At 70.3% G+C, this 15,989-nt stretch carries 16 protein-coding genes; 6 read left to right on the top strand and 10 right to left on the bottom strand.

Features of this window, described 5'->3' with window-relative positions:
* The first annotated feature begins 251 nt into the window (after window positions 1-251).
* Both glpX and ACFY36_RS22220 read left to right on the top strand, forming a co-directional pair.
* Window positions 252-1,295, top strand: coding sequence for a class II fructose-bisphosphatase (glpX, locus tag ACFY36_RS22225; protein WP_499747867.1), 1,044 nt, complete (start codon window positions 252-254; stop codon window positions 1,293-1,295).
* Window positions 1,296-1,359: 64 nt separating this feature from the next.
* Window positions 1,360-1,992, top strand: a complete 633-nt coding sequence (locus ACFY36_RS22220; RefSeq protein ID WP_499747866.1) for a rhomboid family intramembrane serine protease — start codon at window positions 1,360-1,362, stop codon at window positions 1,990-1,992.
* On the opposite strand, the gene ACFY36_RS22215 is transcribed toward ACFY36_RS22220, so the two are convergent.
* From ACFY36_RS22215 to phoH2, 3 genes are all read right to left on the bottom strand, one after another.
* The gene (locus ACFY36_RS22215; RefSeq protein ID WP_499747865.1) at window positions 1,986-2,774 is read right to left on the bottom strand and encodes a S1 family serine peptidase; all 789 of its coding nucleotides are present in this window, start codon (window positions 2,772-2,774) and stop codon (window positions 1,986-1,988) included. The two genes, ACFY36_RS22220 and ACFY36_RS22215, sit on opposite strands and share 7 nt — an antisense overlap.
* A 69-nt stretch (window positions 2,775-2,843) precedes the next feature.
* Entirely contained in the window at window positions 2,844-3,587 is a 744-nt protein-coding gene (locus ACFY36_RS22210) for an aggregation-promoting factor C-terminal-like domain-containing protein (protein ID WP_499747864.1), read from the bottom strand.
* 326 nt (window positions 3,588-3,913) lie between these two features.
* Window positions 3,914-5,287 carry an RNA 5'-3' helicase PhoH2 gene (phoH2, locus tag ACFY36_RS22205; protein WP_499747863.1) on the bottom strand — a complete coding sequence of 458 codons (1,374 nt, stop codon included), beginning with the start codon at window positions 5,285-5,287 and terminating at the stop codon, window positions 3,914-3,916.
* Window positions 5,288-5,552: 265 nt separating this feature from the next.
* Here phoH2 and otsB point away from each other — a divergent pair, with 265 nt between their 5' ends.
* On the top strand, window positions 5,553-6,374 hold the full coding sequence (otsB, locus tag ACFY36_RS22200) for a trehalose-phosphatase (RefSeq protein WP_499747862.1): 822 nt from the start codon (window positions 5,553-5,555) through the stop codon (window positions 6,372-6,374).
* On the opposite strand, the gene ACFY36_RS22195 is transcribed toward otsB, so the two are convergent.
* From ACFY36_RS22195 to ACFY36_RS22180, 4 genes are read right to left on the bottom strand one after another with little or no spacing between them, the layout of a single operon-like run.
* A complete protein-coding gene (locus ACFY36_RS22195) occupies window positions 6,371-7,153 on the bottom strand; it encodes an isoprenyl transferase (protein ID WP_499747861.1) in 783 nt (260 codons plus the stop codon). The two genes, otsB and ACFY36_RS22195, sit on opposite strands and share 4 nt — an antisense overlap.
* A 32-nt stretch (window positions 7,154-7,185) precedes the next feature.
* Complete coding sequence (locus ACFY36_RS22190) at window positions 7,186-8,316, bottom strand: geranylgeranyl reductase family protein (RefSeq protein ID WP_499747860.1); 1,131 nt, start codon at window positions 8,314-8,316, stop codon at window positions 7,186-7,188.
* A gap of 11 nt (window positions 8,317-8,327) precedes the next feature.
* Complete coding sequence (locus ACFY36_RS22185) at window positions 8,328-9,161, bottom strand: hypothetical protein (RefSeq protein ID WP_499747859.1); 834 nt, start codon at window positions 9,159-9,161, stop codon at window positions 8,328-8,330.
* Between the two features lie 59 nt (window positions 9,162-9,220).
* Window positions 9,221-11,026: a phosphoenolpyruvate carboxykinase (GTP) gene (locus ACFY36_RS22180; RefSeq protein ID WP_499748200.1), complete on the bottom strand. Its 1,806-nt coding sequence runs from the start codon at window positions 11,024-11,026 to the stop codon at window positions 9,221-9,223.
* Between the two features lie 275 nt (window positions 11,027-11,301).
* Between ACFY36_RS22180 and ACFY36_RS22175 the strand changes: the two genes are divergently transcribed.
* From ACFY36_RS22175 to ACFY36_RS22165, 3 genes are read left to right on the top strand one after another with little or no spacing between them, the layout of a single operon-like run.
* Window positions 11,302-12,075 (top strand): sigma-70 family RNA polymerase sigma factor, encoded by a 774-nt coding sequence (locus tag ACFY36_RS22175; protein WP_498692413.1) that lies wholly within the window; start codon window positions 11,302-11,304, stop codon window positions 12,073-12,075.
* Window positions 12,076-12,097: 22 nt separating this feature from the next.
* Window positions 12,098-12,640: a GtrA family protein gene (locus tag ACFY36_RS22170; protein ID WP_499747858.1), complete on the top strand. Its 543-nt coding sequence runs from the start codon at window positions 12,098-12,100 to the stop codon at window positions 12,638-12,640.
* Between the two features lie 27 nt (window positions 12,641-12,667).
* Window positions 12,668-13,204, top strand: a complete 537-nt coding sequence (locus tag ACFY36_RS22165) for a GtrA family protein (RefSeq protein ID WP_499747857.1) — start codon at window positions 12,668-12,670, stop codon at window positions 13,202-13,204.
* Here ACFY36_RS22165 and ACFY36_RS22160 read toward each other — a convergent pair.
* The 3 genes from ACFY36_RS22160 to ACFY36_RS22150 are packed head-to-tail and all read right to left on the bottom strand — an operon-like array spanning window position 13,182 to window position 15,875.
* A complete protein-coding gene (locus ACFY36_RS22160; RefSeq protein ID WP_499747856.1) occupies window positions 13,182-13,757 on the bottom strand; it encodes a PH domain-containing protein in 576 nt (191 codons plus the stop codon). The two genes, ACFY36_RS22165 and ACFY36_RS22160, sit on opposite strands and share 23 nt — an antisense overlap.
* A gap of 4 nt (window positions 13,758-13,761) precedes the next feature.
* A complete protein-coding gene (locus ACFY36_RS22155; protein ID WP_499748199.1) occupies window positions 13,762-14,616 on the bottom strand; it encodes a biotin--[acetyl-CoA-carboxylase] ligase in 855 nt (284 codons plus the stop codon).
* A 17-nt stretch (window positions 14,617-14,633) separates the two neighbouring features.
* A complete protein-coding gene (locus tag ACFY36_RS22150) occupies window positions 14,634-15,875 on the bottom strand; it encodes a hypothetical protein (protein ID WP_499747855.1) in 1,242 nt (413 codons plus the stop codon).
* Window positions 15,876-15,989 lie beyond the last annotated feature (114 nt).

The raw sequence follows: 15,989 nt of genomic DNA, 5'->3' as shown, positions 1-15,989 counted from the left end.
CGGGTGCGGAGGGAGCCGCGGGCTCGGAGGCCGCGGCGGCGGCCGGCGCGGGGCCGGGGGCGGCTGCGGGGCCGGAGGCGGGCGCTGGGCTCGAGGCCGGCGCGGCCTGGGGAGCGGAAGGGGCGGGAGTGTCCGGTGCGGCTGGTTCCACTCACCCATTGTTAACCATGTCGCTGGGGCGGGACTTTGCACATCCGTACATGTGAGGATCGGGTAACTCACCAGCCCCGCAGAGTCGCGAGGAGGCGCCCATGCCAGCACGGGTCCCGCAGGATCTCGATCGCAACATCGCCCTCGATCTGGTTCGTGTCACCGAGGCCGCTGCCATGGCGGCCGGCCGTTGGGTCGGGCGCGGCGACAAGAACGGCGGTGACGGTGCGGCCGTCGACGCCATGCGCAAGCTGATCAATTCGATTCAGATGCGCGGCACCGTGGTCATCGGCGAGGGCGAGAAGGACGAGGCGCCCATGCTCTACAACGGCGAGCGGGTCGGCGACGGCACCGGGCCCGAGGTGGACGTGGCGGTGGACCCGATCGACGGCACCACGCTGATGAGCAAGGGCATGCCCGGGGCCGTGGCCGTGCTCGCCGTGGCCGAGCGAGGGGCCATGTTCGACCCCAGCGCCGTCTTCTACATGGACAAGATCGCCGTTGGGCCGGACTGCGCCGACGTCGTCGACATCAACGCCGGCACCGCCGAAAATCTGCGCCGCATCGCCAAGGCCAAGCGGTCCAGCATCTCCGACGTCACCGTCTGCATTCTCGACCGGCCCCGGCACGCCACCTTGGTCGAGGAGGTGCGCCAGGCCGGGGCGAACATCAAGTTCATCTCCGACGGTGACATCGCCGGCGCCATCTCGGCCGCGCGGGCCGAGTCCGACGTCGATGTGCTGATGGGCATCGGCGGCACCCCCGAGGGCATCACCGCCGCCTGTGCCATCAAGTGCCTGGGCGGGATGATCCAGGCCAAGCTGTGGCCGCACGACGACGCCGAGCGCGAGAAGGCGATCGCCGCCGGGCACGACCTCGACCGGGTGCTGACCACCGACGACCTGGTCACCGGCGACAACTGCTTCTTCGTGGCCACCGGCGTGACCAGCGGTGACCTGCTCAAGGGCGTGCGCTACCGCTCCGGGGGCGCGCACACCCAGTCGATCGTCATGCGGTCCAAGAGCGGCACCATCCGGGTGATCGACTCGTACCACCGCCTGGAGAAGCTGGCCCTCTACTCGGCCGTCGACTTCGACGGTCATCTGCCGACCGTTCCCCAGGGTGACGGAGACCCCGTCATCTAATTCTCAGGAAGGTGAGGCCCGCCATGTGTTGGCGGGCCTTGCCCGTCCCTGGAACCATTGACGGATGAGTTACGGGGCAGACACGACCCGCATCGAAGCCGAGGCGAAATTCGGCACGAACGAGTTCTACGCGTCCCTGGGGCGCGCGTTCCTCACCATGTGCGCCGTCGTTCCGTTCCTCTTCCTCATCGAGGCGATCGACGTCGGCATCGGCTCGGGGCAGCTCGACGTGGCCGGCGGCATCATCCCGCACCGCGTCGCCGGACTGGACGGCGTGCTGTTCAGCCCGTTCCTGCACGCCGGGTGGGACCACCTCTACGGCAACGCCGTCCCGCTGATCCTGGTCGGCACGTTCGCCCTGGCCGGCGGGGCCAAGCGGTTCATCTGGTCGACCTTCGTCATCATGCTGGTCAGCGGCCTGGGCGTCTGGTTCGTGGGCGACCCGAACAGCGTCGTGGTCGGCGCCAGCGGCGTCATCTTCGGCTATCTGGGCCTGCTGCTCACCCGTGGCCTGGTCGAGCGCAGCTGGTGGAACCTGGGCGTGGCCGCGTTCATCGGCCTGCTGTACTGGTACCAGGTCTACAACATCCTGCCGACCGATCAGCCGGTCTCCTGGCAGGGCCACCTGCTGGGCCTGCTCGGCGGCGTGATCGCGGCGATCCTGTTCCGCCGCAAGCGGCCCAAGCCCCTCTACTGAAGCTTGCTCAGCGCCGCGACGATCGCGGGACGGAAGGTGCTGATCTGGGTGTAGACGCCCGGATAACCGTCCCGCGCGCAGCCGAGCCCCCAGCTCACGATGCCCACCTGCACCCACTGGCCGCGCCGGTCCTGGTCGACCATCGGCCCACCGCTGTCGCCCTGGCACGTGTCCACCCGCCGGTCCCCGGCGCACATCTGCTCGTCGCGGACAAGCTTCACCCCGGCTTTGAGGTACGCCTTCGCGCAGCTCGCGTCCGAGACCATGGGCACCGTGGCGTAGTGCAACCGCCGCTCCTGCTTGACCGAGTCCTCGCGGGTCTGCCCCCAGCCCATCACCGTGTAGCGGCCCTTCCCGATCGTCTCGGGCGAGATCGGCAGCGCGGGCAGGTGCAGCACCCGGTCCATCTGGACCAGCGCCCAGTCGTCGCCGCGGGTCTCGTCCTTGAAGCCGGCGGCCCGGATGACCGAGACGCTGCGGGCGGTCAGCGCGCGCCGCGACTTGAGGTCGGACACCCCGGCCGTGATCTCGATCCGGTTCGAGGCGCCGGTGCCGTCGACGCAGTGGCCCGCGGTCAGCACGACCCGCGGCGCGACCAGCGTGCCGCCGCAGCCCATCGAGAGCCGCACCACCCAGGGGAACTTGCCCTGCGGCGCCACGGTGCCGCCGACCACCTCGCGCACCGGGCGGGGCTCCCCGCCGGCGTGAGCCGGTGAGGAGCCCGCACCCAGCACCGCCGCGAGGACACCGATCATGACCAGCGAAGCGGCATTTCGGACCATATGGACATTTGATCACATGAAAACGGGCCGCGCGGTTAGCCGCGCGGCCCGTTCATGAAGCTTGTCTACTTAGTACCAACCGGTGTCCTGCGAGTGCGCCCAGGCGCCGCAGGGGGTGTCGTACCGGCCCTCGATGTAGCCGAGGCCCCACTTGATCTGGGTCGCCGGGTTGGTCTTCCAGTCGTCGCCCTCGGAAGCCATCTTGCTGCCGGGCAGGGACTGCGGGATGCCGTACGCGCCCGAGCTGGGGTTGGAGGCCTTGTAGTTCCAGCCACTCTCCTTGTCCCACAGCTTGTTCAGGCACGGGAACTGGTCGATGCCGAAGCCCGCGGCGATCATCAGCGAGCAGCCGGTCTTGCGGGCGCCCGAATATTCGCTGCAGGAGGCGGGGACCTCGCCGGTGTACTCGGTGGGCCCGCTGCTCTCCTCGGACTCCTCCGCCTTCTTCTTGGCTTCCTCGGCCTTCTTGGCAGCCTCCTCGGCCGCCTTCTTCGCCTCGGCCGCCTTCTTCGCGGCGATCACCTTCTGCTCGGCCGAGCGCGCCTGCGCGGCGGAGACCTTGGCCGCGGCGGCCGCCTTCTCGGCGGCGCCGGCCTCGGCCTGGCTGCGCTGCGCCCGGTCCGCGGCGTGCGCGGCCTGACGCTGCTTCAGCAGCGCGGTGTCGTCGACATTCGCCTGCACGACAAGCTGCGCGTTGGCGCTCGCCCGCTGGACGTCCCGGTCCTGTCCGAGGTAGACACCTCCGGCGGCGCCCGCGACAAGCAGGCCGACAGCGGTGACTCGTACTCCGACCCGGCTCCAGAGCCGATTCACGAAGGTTCCCTTCGTCGGGGGCAATGACGCGGCACGTCCTCCACCGGGGGAAACGGCGGTTGGGCGTGCCGCGAGCACCGCGACCACTCGGGCCGGCATCTCGATCAGAATCGATCGGGAAGGTGGCCCGAAGTCGATCTCCGACGACGATGACCACGCATGGCGCTCGCCAGACACCATGGCGCAACGTGAAGGCGATGTGAAACGTCAGAGCGGGGTTGTGACTTTGCTCACTCGAATTTCACGCTCAAATCGGGTGAAAGAGCGCAGAAATCGCGTCACTCCGAAGGGGACACCGTTGTCACCTTACGGAGTGTAGCGATCACTCAGAGTGGAATCTCTTCGAGGAGGTCGGTGACCACCTCAGCGATGGGCGAACGCTCCGATCGGGTCAGCGTCACGTGGGCGAAGATCGGGTGTCCCTTGAGGGCCTCGATCACGGCGGTGACGCCGTCGTGCCGGCCCACCCGCAGGTTGTCGCGCTGCGCCACGTCGTGGGTGAGCACCACCCGCGAACCCTGCCCGATGCGGGAGAGCACCGTGAGCAGCACGTTGCGCTCCAGCGACTGCGCCTCGTCGACGATCACGAAGGCGTCGTGCAGGCTCCGGCCGCGGATGTGGGTCAGCGGCAGCACCTCGAGCAGGCCGCGGGCCATCACCTCCTCGACCACGTTCGCGTGCGCGACCGCGCCGAGCGTGTCGAAGACGGCCTGGGCCCAGGGCGACATCTTCTCATTCTCGGTGCCGGGCAGATATCCCAGCTCCTGGCCGCCGACCGCGTAGAGCGGGCGGAACACGATGACCTTCTTGTGGCGGTTGCGCTCCATGGTGGCCTCGAGGCCGGCGCAGAGCGCCAGCGCCGACTTGCCGGTGCCGGCCCGGCCGCCGAGCGAGACGATGCCGATCGACTCGTCCAGCAGCAGGTCGAGGGCCACGCGCTGCTCGGCCGAGCGGCCGCGGATGCCGAAGGCCTCCCGGTCGCCGCGCACCAGGCGTACCGACTTGTCGGGGTTGACCCGGCCCAGCGCCGAGCCGCGCGACGAGTGGATCACCAGGCCGGTGTGGCAGGGCAGGCGCTCGGTCTCCTCGAGCTCCAGCTCCTCACCGCCGTAGAGCGCGCTGACCTGGTCCTCGCCCAGCTTGAGATCGGCCATGCCGGTCCAGGTGGGGTCGCTGGCCTGCCCGTGCCGGTATTCGTCGGCGGTGAGGCCGACCGAGGCGGCCTTGACCCGCAGCGGCATGTCCTTGCTGACCAGCGTGACCTCGCGGCCCTCGGCCGCGAGCCCCAGCGCCACCGAGAGGATCCGGGTGTCGTTGGAGTCGTTGCGGAAGCCCTGCGGCAGGACGCTCTGGTCGGCGTGGTTGAGCTCGACCCGCAGCGTGCCGCCCTCGTCGTTGCAGAGCACCGGCTGGTCGAGCCGGCCGAACTTGATCCGGAGCTCGTCGAGGAAGCGCAGCGACTGGCGGGCGAACCAGCCCAGCTCGGGATGGTGGCGTTTTCCCTCCAACTCGGAGATCACGACGAGGGGGATGACCACCTCGTGATCGGAGAACCGGCGGAACGCCGCCGGGTCGGACAGCAGGACCGAGGTGTCCAGAACGAAAACACGGCCCTCGCGGGCCGGTTCGGTTCCGGAGACTTTGGCGGCCGAGTCACGTGAAGAGTTAGCGACGTCGGCGTCAGATCGGCGTGATGTCACAGGCCTGCTCCAGCGGGCGTGCAACCCGGTACGCCCGCGGTCCGCCACCTCCGGCGCCCGATCTCTGGCACGGGACGGATTGCAGGCCCCGTGGCGCACTTGTCGCAGGTCCGGGCCGGCCGGCTGGCTCGGGATGACCCCGTGCCATGACTCAAACGCTAGCGGTCATCAGCCGTACGCGGTAGTACGCAAAAACGGGTGACGTCCAACTCTCGGCTAATTTCTCGCGCATGAAAGGACACCCTCGGCGGGTAATCTGAGGCTCGTGGCACAGACTCCGCGTCCGACCCATCCGCTGAGCCTCTCCGACACGGGCGTCTCCGACGCCTGGGCTCTCACCGCCGAGCACAGGCAGCGGACCACGTTCTTCTTCGACTTCGACGGCGTGCTCTCGCCGGTCACCGACGACCCGGACGCGTCGCAGCCGGTGCCGTCCGTGCTGGGCGTGCTCGAAAAGCTCGCCACCGTCGTGCACCGGGTCGCCATCGTGTCGGCCCGTCCGGTCAGCTTCCTGCGGTCCCGCTTCTCCTCGCTCGAGGGCGTCGACCTTTACGGGCTCTACGGCCTCGAGGTGTGGCACGAGGGCGAGGTCGTCACCGAGCCGGCCGCGCTGCCCTGGGTGCCGGCCATGGCCGAGCTGGCCGAGCGGGCCAGGACCGAGCTGCCCGGCGACGTCCTGGTCGAATACAAACGCCTCTCGGTCGCCCTGCACTACCGCACGGCCCCGCAACGGGCCGCCGAGGTCGAGCGCTGGGGACACGAGCAGGCCGAGGCTAAGGGTCTGCGGATCCAGGGCGGGCGCATGGTGGTCGAGCTCAAACCGCCGGTCGACCAGGACAAGGGCATGGTCATCACCGAAGGCGTCCGCGACGCGGGCTGCGCCTGGTATTTCGGTGACGACATGTCCGACATCAAGGCGTTCGACGCGCTGCGCGCCCGCGAGGCGGTCGACCCGTCGTTCTTCGGTGTCGCGGTGGCCGTGGCCAACCCCGAGACCGGGGCCGAGGTGTCCAGCGCGGCCGACCTGACCCTCGACTCCCCCGGCGCGGTGGCCGACTTCCTCGCCGAGGGCCTCAAGCGTTTCTAGGCTCCGAAGCGGCGCTGCCGGTTGCCGTACGACCGCAGCGCCCGCAGGAAGTCGATCCGGCGGAAGTCGGGCCAGTTGGCGTCGTGGAAATAGAACTCCGAATGCGCCGACTGCCACAGCAGGAAGCCCGAGAGCCGCTGCTCGCCGCTGGTGCGGATGACCAGGTCGGGATCGGGCTGACCACGGGTGTAAAGGTGCTCGGCGATGTGGTCGACGTCGAGGATCTCGGCCATCTCCTCGATCGTGCGGCCGGCCGCGGCCTGCTCGTGCAGCAGGGAGCGCACCGCGTCGGCGATCTCACGGCGGCCGCCGTAACCGACCGCCATGTTCACCTCGACGCCGATCGTGCGGTTGCGCGTCTTCTCCTGTGCCGCCTTGAGCACGGTGGCCGTGGAGGCGGGCAGGATGTCGAGGGCGCCCACGATGCGCAGCCGCCACGGGTTGCCCTCCTCGGCCAGCTCGCTCGCCAGATCTTCGATGATCCGGAGCAGCGGATCGAGCTCGGCCGCCGGGCGGCGCAGGTTGTCGGTGGCCAGCAGATAGAGCGTGACGTGCTTGATGCCGGCCTGGTCGCACCAGGTCAGCAGCTCCTTGACGCGGGCGGCGCCGACGCGGTGGCCGTCGTTGGGGTCGACGAACCCCATTTCACGGGCCCAGCGACGATTGCCGTCGCACATGACGCCGACGTGCTGGGGCACGGGCTTGCCGGCCAGCTTGCCGGCCAGCCGCCGTTCGTACACGCGGTAGAACGGAGTGGAGATCAGGGACCGCAGACTCATCGCATCAAACCCTAGCCCGCGCCGGTAGCGACTCAAGGGTGGGCTTGGCGACGGTGACTCAACCGCAAGGTGATGAGTCCGATCGTGCGAGCGTCGAAAACCCCGTCACCGAGCCCCAGCTCCACCATCCGGTCGAAAACACCACCATCTCGGGCGGCCGCGCCCACCGCGGCGTCGACCACGGCCGGCCTCCGGCTGAGCCAGGCCGCGAAGCCGGAGTGCCGCAGATGACGCCCGAGGCGCCGGCGCAGCGCGTCGCGATAGCGCTCGGCCACCCGTTCGGGTCCGGCCGCGGCCGCCGCGCCGGCCAGCGAGCCGGAGAGCACGGCGTAGAAGATCCCCTCACCGGTGAACGGGTTGATCAACGAGAGGGCGTCGCCGGCGAGCAGCACGCGGCCGCGGCCCGGCGGCGGCCGGTGGGTCGAGAGCGGCAGGTGGTGCCCGCGCAGGCCGTCCGGCTCGGCGCCGGCCAGGAGATCTCCCAGCCGGTCGAGGAGGTACGCCCGGGAGAGCGGCACGCCACGGAGAACCTCCCCGTAACCGACGTTGGCGGTGCCGTCGCCGAGCGGGAACTCCCAGGCGTACGCGGGCCAGCGCTGCCGCGTGGTGACGATGACCTGTTCACTGGTGTTGGCGGTCGGCGCGTAGCCGCGGATCGCGACGGCGAGATGGCCGGGCGGATTGACCGGATGACCGAGCTGTTTCCGTACGACCGAACCGGCCCCGTCGGCGCCGATGAGCACCCGCGCCCGCACGAGACCGTCGATGACCACCGCGTCGCCGTGATCACTCACCCGGCGTACGACATGACGCCGCAACTCCGCTCCCGCCGCGACCGCCGCCCGCACCAGGCGCTCGTCGAAGACCCGCCGGGGAACGGTGTGCGCCGGCCGCGGCAGCGGCCGAGCCACCGCCGTCCCACCCGGCGCCACCAGGCGCAATCGTTCGATAGCCGGGTAACCATCGGTCACCCCGGACACACCGAGCCCGTCCAGCACGGCGACGGCCTCGGCCGCGATGCCGTCCCCGCACGGCTTGTCACGGGGGAAGCCGGCCCGGTCGAGCAGCAGCACCGTCGCACCGGCCCGGCGCGCGGCGATCGCGGCCGCGGCCCCGGCCGGACCGGCGCCGGCCACCACCACGTCGAAGCTCTCGACCGGCATGCCGGTCCTCCTCAGGTGCGCGCCTCGACGGGAAGATCGGCCACCGCGGCCGCCCGGTACAAGGCGTACCAGGTGAGCAGCGCGGCGGCCAGGAGCGGAGCACCGTCGCGGATCACACCGTCGGCGCCCAGCAGGAAGTAACAGAGCGGAAGGTCCCAGAGGAGGACGAAGAGGGTCAGCCAGGACAGGGCCCGGCGCGCGCCGGCCTTCCCCCTCATCAGGAAGATCGTGCACAGCAGGACGGCGTAGCTGACCGCGATGCCGGCGAACAGCCAGAACACCACGGCCAGCAGCCACTGTGGACGATCGCGCAGCTCGCCGAACGAGATGAGACACGGCACCAGCATCAGCGGGCTGTAGGTGAAGGCGGCGAGCCGCGCAGTGAGCAGCCAGCCGGTGACCGGTGCACGCCGCGGAGCCGCCTCGCGCATCGCCAGCCCTTCGCGAGTCACCACCAACCGGTTCGGATGGCGCACCAGTTGCTCACGAACCACCGGGTGCCGGTAGAGCAGAGCCACCACGGCGGCGCAGAGGACGACCAGGACGACGAAGCCGATCACGCCGGGCAGCGGTGGTGTGCCCGAGCGCGGGACGACGAGGCGCCCGACCGCGAAGATCGTGGTCACGGCCAGGATCAGGCCGAGCGGACGGGCCGCCGCCCGTGACCGGCGCACCTGCCGGATCAGCAGAAGCCAGCCGAGGGTACGCAGCAGCGCCCACCCCGTACGGACCGCGAGCCCGAAGCCGTGCTCCGGCGCGTACGAGTAGTTGAGGATCTCGACCACGACGGTGGCGGCCGCGGTCGTCACCAGCAGAGCGATCAGGACGCGGAGAGGTCGGGCCACGTCCTCGGTGTTACCCGGAGCGCGCCCGCCTCACGCGAGGATGAGACGGGCGCGGGACGTCACGCGTCGGACAGGCGGGCGCGCAACGCGTCCAGCTCGGACCAGAGAACGGCCGGGAGCTTGTCGCCGAACTTCGTGAACCACTCGGTGACCTGGGGGATCTCGGCCAGCCACTCGTCGCGGTCGACGCGCAGCACGGCGGCCAGGTCGTCCGGGGCGAGGTCGAGGCCGTTCAGGTCGAGCGCGTCCGGGGTCGGCACGTGGCCGATCGGGGTCTCCACCGCCTCGCCCTTGCCGTCGAGCCGCTCGACGACCCACTTGAGCACCCGGCTGTTCTCGCCGAAGCCGGGCCAGAGGAACCGGCCGTCCTCGCCGCGGCGGAACCAGTTGACGTAGAAGACCTTGGGCAGCTTGGCGGCGTCGCCGGGCGCGCCCTTGGCCATGTCGATCCAGTGCTGGAAGTAGTCACCGGCGTGGTAGCCGATGAACGGCAGCATGGCCATCGGGTCGCGGCGCACCACACCGACCTGGCCGACCGCGGCCGCGGTGGTCTCGGACGACAGCGTCGCGCCCAGATAGACGCCGTGCACCCAGTCGCGGGCCTCGGTGACCAGCGGGACCGTCGTCCGCCGGCGGCCTCCGAACAGGATCGCGTCGATCGGCACGCCGCGCGGGTCGTGATATTCGTCGGCGAGGATCGGGCACTGCTCGATGGGCGTACAGAATCGGCTGTTGGGGTGGCTCGAAGGGTTTTCCGAGTCCGGGGTCCAGTCCTGGTTCTTCCAGTCGGTCAGGTGGGCCGGCGGCTCGCCCATGCCCTCCCACCAGATGTCGCCGTCGTCGGTGAGGGCGACATTGGTGAAGACGGAGTTGCCCCGGGCGAGCGTGCGCATCGCGTTGGGGTTGGTGTGGAAGTCGGTGCCGGGGGCGACGCCGAACAGGCCGAACTCGGGATTGGTGGCCCACAGCCGGCCGTCCTCGCCGAACCGCATCCAGGCGATGTCGTCGCCGACGGTCTCGACCTTCCAGCCGGGCAGGGTCGGTTCGAGCATGGCCAGGTTGGTCTTGCCGCAGGCCGACGGGAAGGCGCCGGCGATGTAGCGGACCCGGCCCTCGGGTGAGGTCAGCTTCATGATCAGCATGTGCTCGGCCAGCCAGCCCTCGTCGCGGGCGGCCACGCTGGCGATGCGCAGCGCGTAGCACTTCTTGCCGAGCAGCGAGTTGCCGCCGTAGCCGGAGCCGAACGACCAGATCTCGCGGGTCTCCGGGAAGTGGGAGATGTACTTCGTCTCGTTGCACGGCCAGGGGACGTCTTTCTCCCCCGGCGAGAGCGGCGCCCCGACCGAGTGCAGCGCGGGCACGAAATCGGCGTCCTCCCCCATGGCCTCGAGAACGCCGGAGCCCATCCGGGTCATGATCCGCATGCTGGCCACGACGTACGGGCTGTCGGTCAGCTCCACGCCGAACATCGGGGCCGGGGCGTCCAGCGGTCCCATGCAGAACGGGACCACGTACATGGTCCGGCCCTTCATGCAGCCCCGGTAGAGCTCGGTCATGGTCGTCTTCATCTCGGCCGGCGCCATCCAGTTGTTGGTGGGGCCGGCGTCGGCCTCGTCGGCCGAGCAGATGAAGGTGCGCTCCTCGACGCGGGCGACGTCGCCGGGGTCGGTGCGCGCCCAGAACGAGTTCGGCTTCTTCGCGGGGTCGAGCCGCACGAGCGAGCCCGATTCGACCAGGGCATCGGTGAGGGTTTTCCACTCCCGTTCCGAACCGTCGCACCAGACGACACGGTCGGGAGTGGTCAGAGCGGTTACTTCGTCGATCCAGGCGAGCAGCCGGGGATGAGAAGTAGGGGGCACGGTGATCTCCTTCGGTCGGCGTTGACCAGGACCACTTGCAGTCTTGGGGAGTTACCAGAGCCTAAGGGCCTTCAACGTTGTCTTCATCGGGAGAAGTTGTGGACAACCGCACAATCCTCGGCATCTTTGCTTGCAGAGTTTCGATTCTTCGTCGTTGAGTGCAGTTCCGCGCAGCATTGCCGGAACGGCCAGGAGCGCGCCCCGCCGTTCGGCGACTTTCACAAAACGGACTTAACCCCCTAAGCTTGGGTAATCGGGCTTTCCTCTCCTAGGAGGCAGGAATGACCATCCCGGGCAGTCCAACCGACACGGACACCGAACTACTGGCGGCGGTCCGTGAAGGGGACACCGCGGCGTACGGGACGCTCTACGAACGGCACCACGCCGCGGCCCGGCACCTGGCGTACGGCCTCACCCGCGACCCGGCCGACGCCGACGACCTGGTGGCCGAGACGTTCGCCAAGGTCTTCGCCGCCCTGCGGGCCGGCCGGGGACCGCTGGTCGCCTTCCGCGCCTACCTCGCCACCACCATGCGGCACGTCTGCTATCACCGGGCCCGCCGGGACCGGCGGCTCGAGTTCACCGACGACCTCACCCGCTACGACGAGGGCCAGCCGTACACTGACCCGGCGCTCGACCGGCTGGAGCGGGCGTACGCCGCGGCGGCGTTCCGGCAGCTGCCGGAGCGCTGGCGTGACGTGCTGTGGCAGACCGCGGTCGAGGGCAACACCCCGTCCGAGGTGGCCGGCATGCTCGGGATGACACCCAACGCCGTGGCCGTGCTCGCCCACCGCGCCCGCGAGGGCCTGCGCAGCAACTACCTCCAGCAGCACGTGGCGGTGGCCAAACACCCGGAGTGCCGGTGGGCCGGCGAGCGCCTCGGCGTCCATCTGCGCGGCCGTCTCGCCCCGCGCGACAGCAACCGCATGCGCCTGCATCTCGGCTGGTGCGCCGGGTGCCGCGAGCGGGTGGCCGAGATCGCCGAGATCAGCGACATGCACCCTCCGTACCAGCAGCGCGGGTTAAGACTCGCCAACGAAAACAGCGGGGCGTGACGGCCCCCGGTACTCTCGGACCGTGCCCGACATCTCGCCGACGCAGCCCTCCGGCCTGCGCGTAAGGATTCGGGGACTCGTCCGCGAGCTCGGCAAGTTCGGCACCGTGGGGAGCATCTCCTTCGCGATCGACCTCGCCATCTTCAACGTGTTGCTCCAGGCCGGCGTGGAAACGCTGTTCGCCAAGACCATCTCGACCGTGCTGGCGACCACCGTCGCGTTCACCGGCAACCGGTTCTGGACCTGGCGGCACGCGGCCCACGCCAACATGGCCCGGCAATACACCATGTTCTTCGTGCTCAACGCCATCGGCCTGGGCATCGGGCTGGCCTGCCTGGCCATCAGCCACTACGGCCTGGGCAGCGTCTGGCCGGTCTTCGAGACCAGGCTCGCGGACAACATCTCGGGACAGCTGATCGGCACCGCCGTCGGCACGCTGTTCCGTTTCTGGTCGTACCGCCGGTTCGTTTTCCCCGTTGCGACCCCGCCGGGCCCGCCTCCCCCTCACGACAGCCGGGCGGCGCATGTGACGCCGCCTGCATCCCCCGTTCGTGACACGGCGTAACAGCCCACTCTCCCGTAAGGTTGCCCAATGCCTTCAGTCAGTTCGCTGACGTCACACCTGCGCCGTCTCGCACCCGAAGCCATCGCGTTCGGTGTCATCGGCGCCGGAAACACCCTGCTCTACCTGGCCATCACCTGGGCCCTGCTGCCGATCGGCGCGGTCAAGGCCAGCGTCGTCGGCACGATCATCACCACCACGCTGGCGTACTTCGCCAACCGCTACTGGACGTACCGTCACCACACGCGCACCGCGCTCCGGCGTGAATACACGCTGTTCTTCGGCTTCAACCTGGTCGGCATGGTCATCCAGTCCGGGACCATCGCCATCGGCAAGTACGGCTTCGGGCTGACCGAGGAGCACAACAAGTACGAGTTCATGGCCGTCACCCTGCTCGGCATCATGATCGCCACGGTCTTCCGCTTCTGGGCGTACCGGACCTTCGTCTTCCTCAAGCCCCCGGTCGACGGCCACGAGGCCGAGCTGGCCGACCTCGACGCGGCGGCCGGCCTGGCCGAGCTGAGCACCGAGGACGAGCCGAAGGCTAGTTCTTCGCCTGTCTCCTGAACAGGCCGCGCCGCTGCTGCACCGGCAGCTCCGGCTCTTCCTCTTCCTCCTCGTCCTCCGGATGACGCAGCCGATCGTGCTCGATCAGCTCGTAGAGCAGCGTCTGCACGCTCTGCGCCCGCGGGACCGAGGCCAGCAGGACGGCCTGCTCGCCGATCGAGTCGACCTTCAACGTCCCCGACCCGAAGACCCGGTCGAGCACCGACTGGTTGACCACGTGGTCGTTGACCCGGTTGAGCGGCAGGTCGCGCCGTTCCCGCGCGATCACGCCGTCCTGGAGCAGGATCCGCTCGTCGGTCAGCACGTAGTGGGTGCACCGCCACTTCACCAGCGGCGTCACCCCGTACCGGATGCCCTGGTAGAGCATGATCAGCGCGACCACGGCGAAGCCGATGCGCCCGCCCTGGTTGGTCGGCAGCATCACCCAGGCCACGGTGCTCACGACCACCGCGAGCAGCACGATCAGGCCCGGCCGGACGGCCGACTTCCAATGCGGACGCAGGTGGAGGACGAGCTCCTCCTCGTCGGCCAGGACTTCCTGCGGGAACGCCACGCGGTCAGCGTACGTGCAGCACGTCACCCGCCGAGACGCGAACGTCGGCCCCGTCCGCCGTACGGACGACCAGACGGCCGTCGGCGTCGACCGATGTCGCCTCACCCTCGAGCGGACCGCCGGCCGGCAGCAGCACGCGAACCTGCCGGCCGATGGTGGCGCAACTGCGCCGGTACGCCGCGAGCAGCCCCGACATCTCGGCGTCGCCGTCGGCGCCCCGCCACCCTTCGTACCAGGAGGCGATGCCGCGCAGTGTGGCCCGCAGCAGGGGGTCACGGTCGGTGATCGGTGCACCGGCCACGCGTAGTGAGGTGGCGGGCAGCCCGTTCGTCTCCGGCAACTCCTCGGGGCGGGTGCTCACGTTGAGGCCGATGCCGACCACGACGGCGTCACCGGAGGCCTCGGCCAGGATGCCGGCGCACTTGCCGCCACCGACGAGCAGATCGTTGGGCCACTTCAGCGTGGCCTCGACCTCGGACACCCGGGTCACGGCCTCGCACAGGGCGACCCCGGCCAGCAGAGGCAGCCAGCCGAGGGCGCCGGGCGGCACGGCGGGCCAGCCTTTTTCCTTATTCCGTACGCCGGGACGCAGCAGCACGCTCAAGGTGAGGCCGGCCCTCGGCGGCGAGGTCCATTGCCGATCACGGCGCCCGCGGCCGGCGGTCTGGCTCTCGGCCACGACGACCAGCCCTTCAGGCTCACCACCTTGAGCGGCGGCGATCGCGTCGGCGTTGGTGGAGGCGGTCTCGGCCCGAAGGTCGAGCCGCCGCCAGAACCCGCCGGGCGTCACGAGCGCCCGCTCGAGCGCCCGGGGCGACAGCGGGGGGCGGTCGAGATCGGTGTACGGCGAAGACATCAGCCGAGCGTAGTCCGCACTTACTGGGGCGGGTCGGCGGCGTGACGGCTCACGTAGACCCGGCTCGGGTGGGACGGCGGCGGGGGCGTCTCAGCCGGGCGGGGTCGCGGGCGCGGGCGGGGGCGGCGTTCGACCGGCTGGGTCTCGTTCTCCGGGCGCCACTCGCGGGGCTGGGGTTGCTCGCGGGCGGCCCGGCGCTTGTCGTTGCGGGACTGCCAGCTGCGGGGCAGACGGATCCGGCCGGAGCGTTCGCCGTCGTCGCCGGGCGGCCACGTGGGCACGACCTCGGTCGGCTCGTGGACGGGGGTGAGGTCGAAACCGGTAGCCGGCTCATAGTCGGGGACCGGGGGAAGGCGCTCGACGGCCACCGGCCAGCCGTATCCCTTGGCCGAGGGCTCGTGGTCGGCGTCGAGCTCGACCGGGATGGGCGTCCAGTATTCGCCGGAGGGCAGCTCGTCGCGGGTCTGCCGATATTCGGGGCGGACCCAGCCCTCGACCCGGTGCCCGAGACGGCCGGCCGACCTCGGCGCGGGCGCCGGCTCCTCGACTGCCTCGCCCACCGATGACCCGGCCACCGAACTCAGTTCGCGATCGGGATCCCGCCCCTGCTCGGGCACCAGGCCGGGCTCCAGCTCGAACTCCCGGTCGAGCTCGAACTCCCGATCCAGTTCCAGCTCGTGCTCCGGCCTCATTTCGCGCTCCAGCCCGGCCTCGCGCCCCGGCTCCGGCTCGCGCTCCCATTCGAGGTCGCTCGACGGTCCCTGCTCGCGGTCCGGGCCCAGCTCACGGTCCAGCCCCAGCTCACGGTCCAGCCCCAGCTTGCGATCCGGGCCCGGCTCGCGGTCCAGCCCCAGCTCGCGGTCCGGCTCCGCGGGCGGGTCGGGCTCGAGGGAAGCGAACGCGAAAGCGTCGTCCTGCGTTGGGGCGCGCTCTCCGGCGTACGGCGTCAAGTCCTGACGGCGACGCCGGCGCCTGGGGCGAGGCTCCGGGGTTTCCGGGTCCTCGTCGGCGGCCAGGCCGATCATCGCCAGGCCGCCGCGCTCGTCCTCGTCCGGTGCCGCCGGGCGGCTGCGACGCCGGCTTCCCCGGCCCCGGTGGCCCTGGGCCTCGGCCTCCAGGACCGCGGTCCGTGTGGCCTCGCGGACCGCCCTCCGGCCCGCCCGCCGGCCGCCGACACGGAACAGCACGCTGCGGAAACAGATCAGAGTGGCGATGCCGCCGGCGATGAGGGCGATCCCGGCCGCGGTCATCCAGTTCGTCACGTGAGGCGTAACGAATGGGGCATTGAGTGCGAAACGCACCCGTAGCGGCGCGCGAACCGATCTCGCACTACGATCAAGTCCGCTGTTTCCACCCTTCGCGGAGAGCGTGAGGCA

The sequence above is a fragment of the Actinoplanes sp. NPDC000266 genome, from assembly GCF_042899005.1.
Lineage (GTDB): Bacteria > Actinomycetota > Actinomycetes > Mycobacteriales > Micromonosporaceae > Actinoplanes.
This window is presented reverse-complemented; position numbering and strand designations above follow the sequence as displayed.

Bases quoted from the DNA above. Each gene is read 5' to 3' on its own strand.
- glpX (WP_499747867.1), top strand. From the start codon at position 252: ATGCCAGCACGGGTCCCGCAGGATCTCGATCGCAACATCGCCCTCGAT.
- ACFY36_RS22220 (WP_499747866.1), top strand. From the start codon at position 1,360: ATGAGTTACGGGGCAGACACGACCCGCATCGAAGCCGAGGCGAAATTC.
- ACFY36_RS22215 (WP_499747865.1), bottom strand. From the start codon at position 2,774: ATGGTCCGAAATGCCGCTTCGCTGGTCATGATCGGTGTCCTCGCGGCG.
- ACFY36_RS22195 (WP_499747861.1), bottom strand. From the start codon at position 7,153: ATGAGTCTGCGGTCCCTGATCTCCACTCCGTTCTACCGCGTGTACGAA.
- ACFY36_RS22190 (WP_499747860.1), bottom strand. From the start codon at position 8,316: ATGCCGGTCGAGAGCTTCGACGTGGTGGTGGCCGGCGCCGGTCCGGCC.
- ACFY36_RS22175 (WP_498692413.1), top strand. From the start codon at position 11,302: ATGACCATCCCGGGCAGTCCAACCGACACGGACACCGAACTACTGGCG.
- ACFY36_RS22165 (WP_499747857.1), top strand. From the start codon at position 12,668: ATGCCTTCAGTCAGTTCGCTGACGTCACACCTGCGCCGTCTCGCACCC.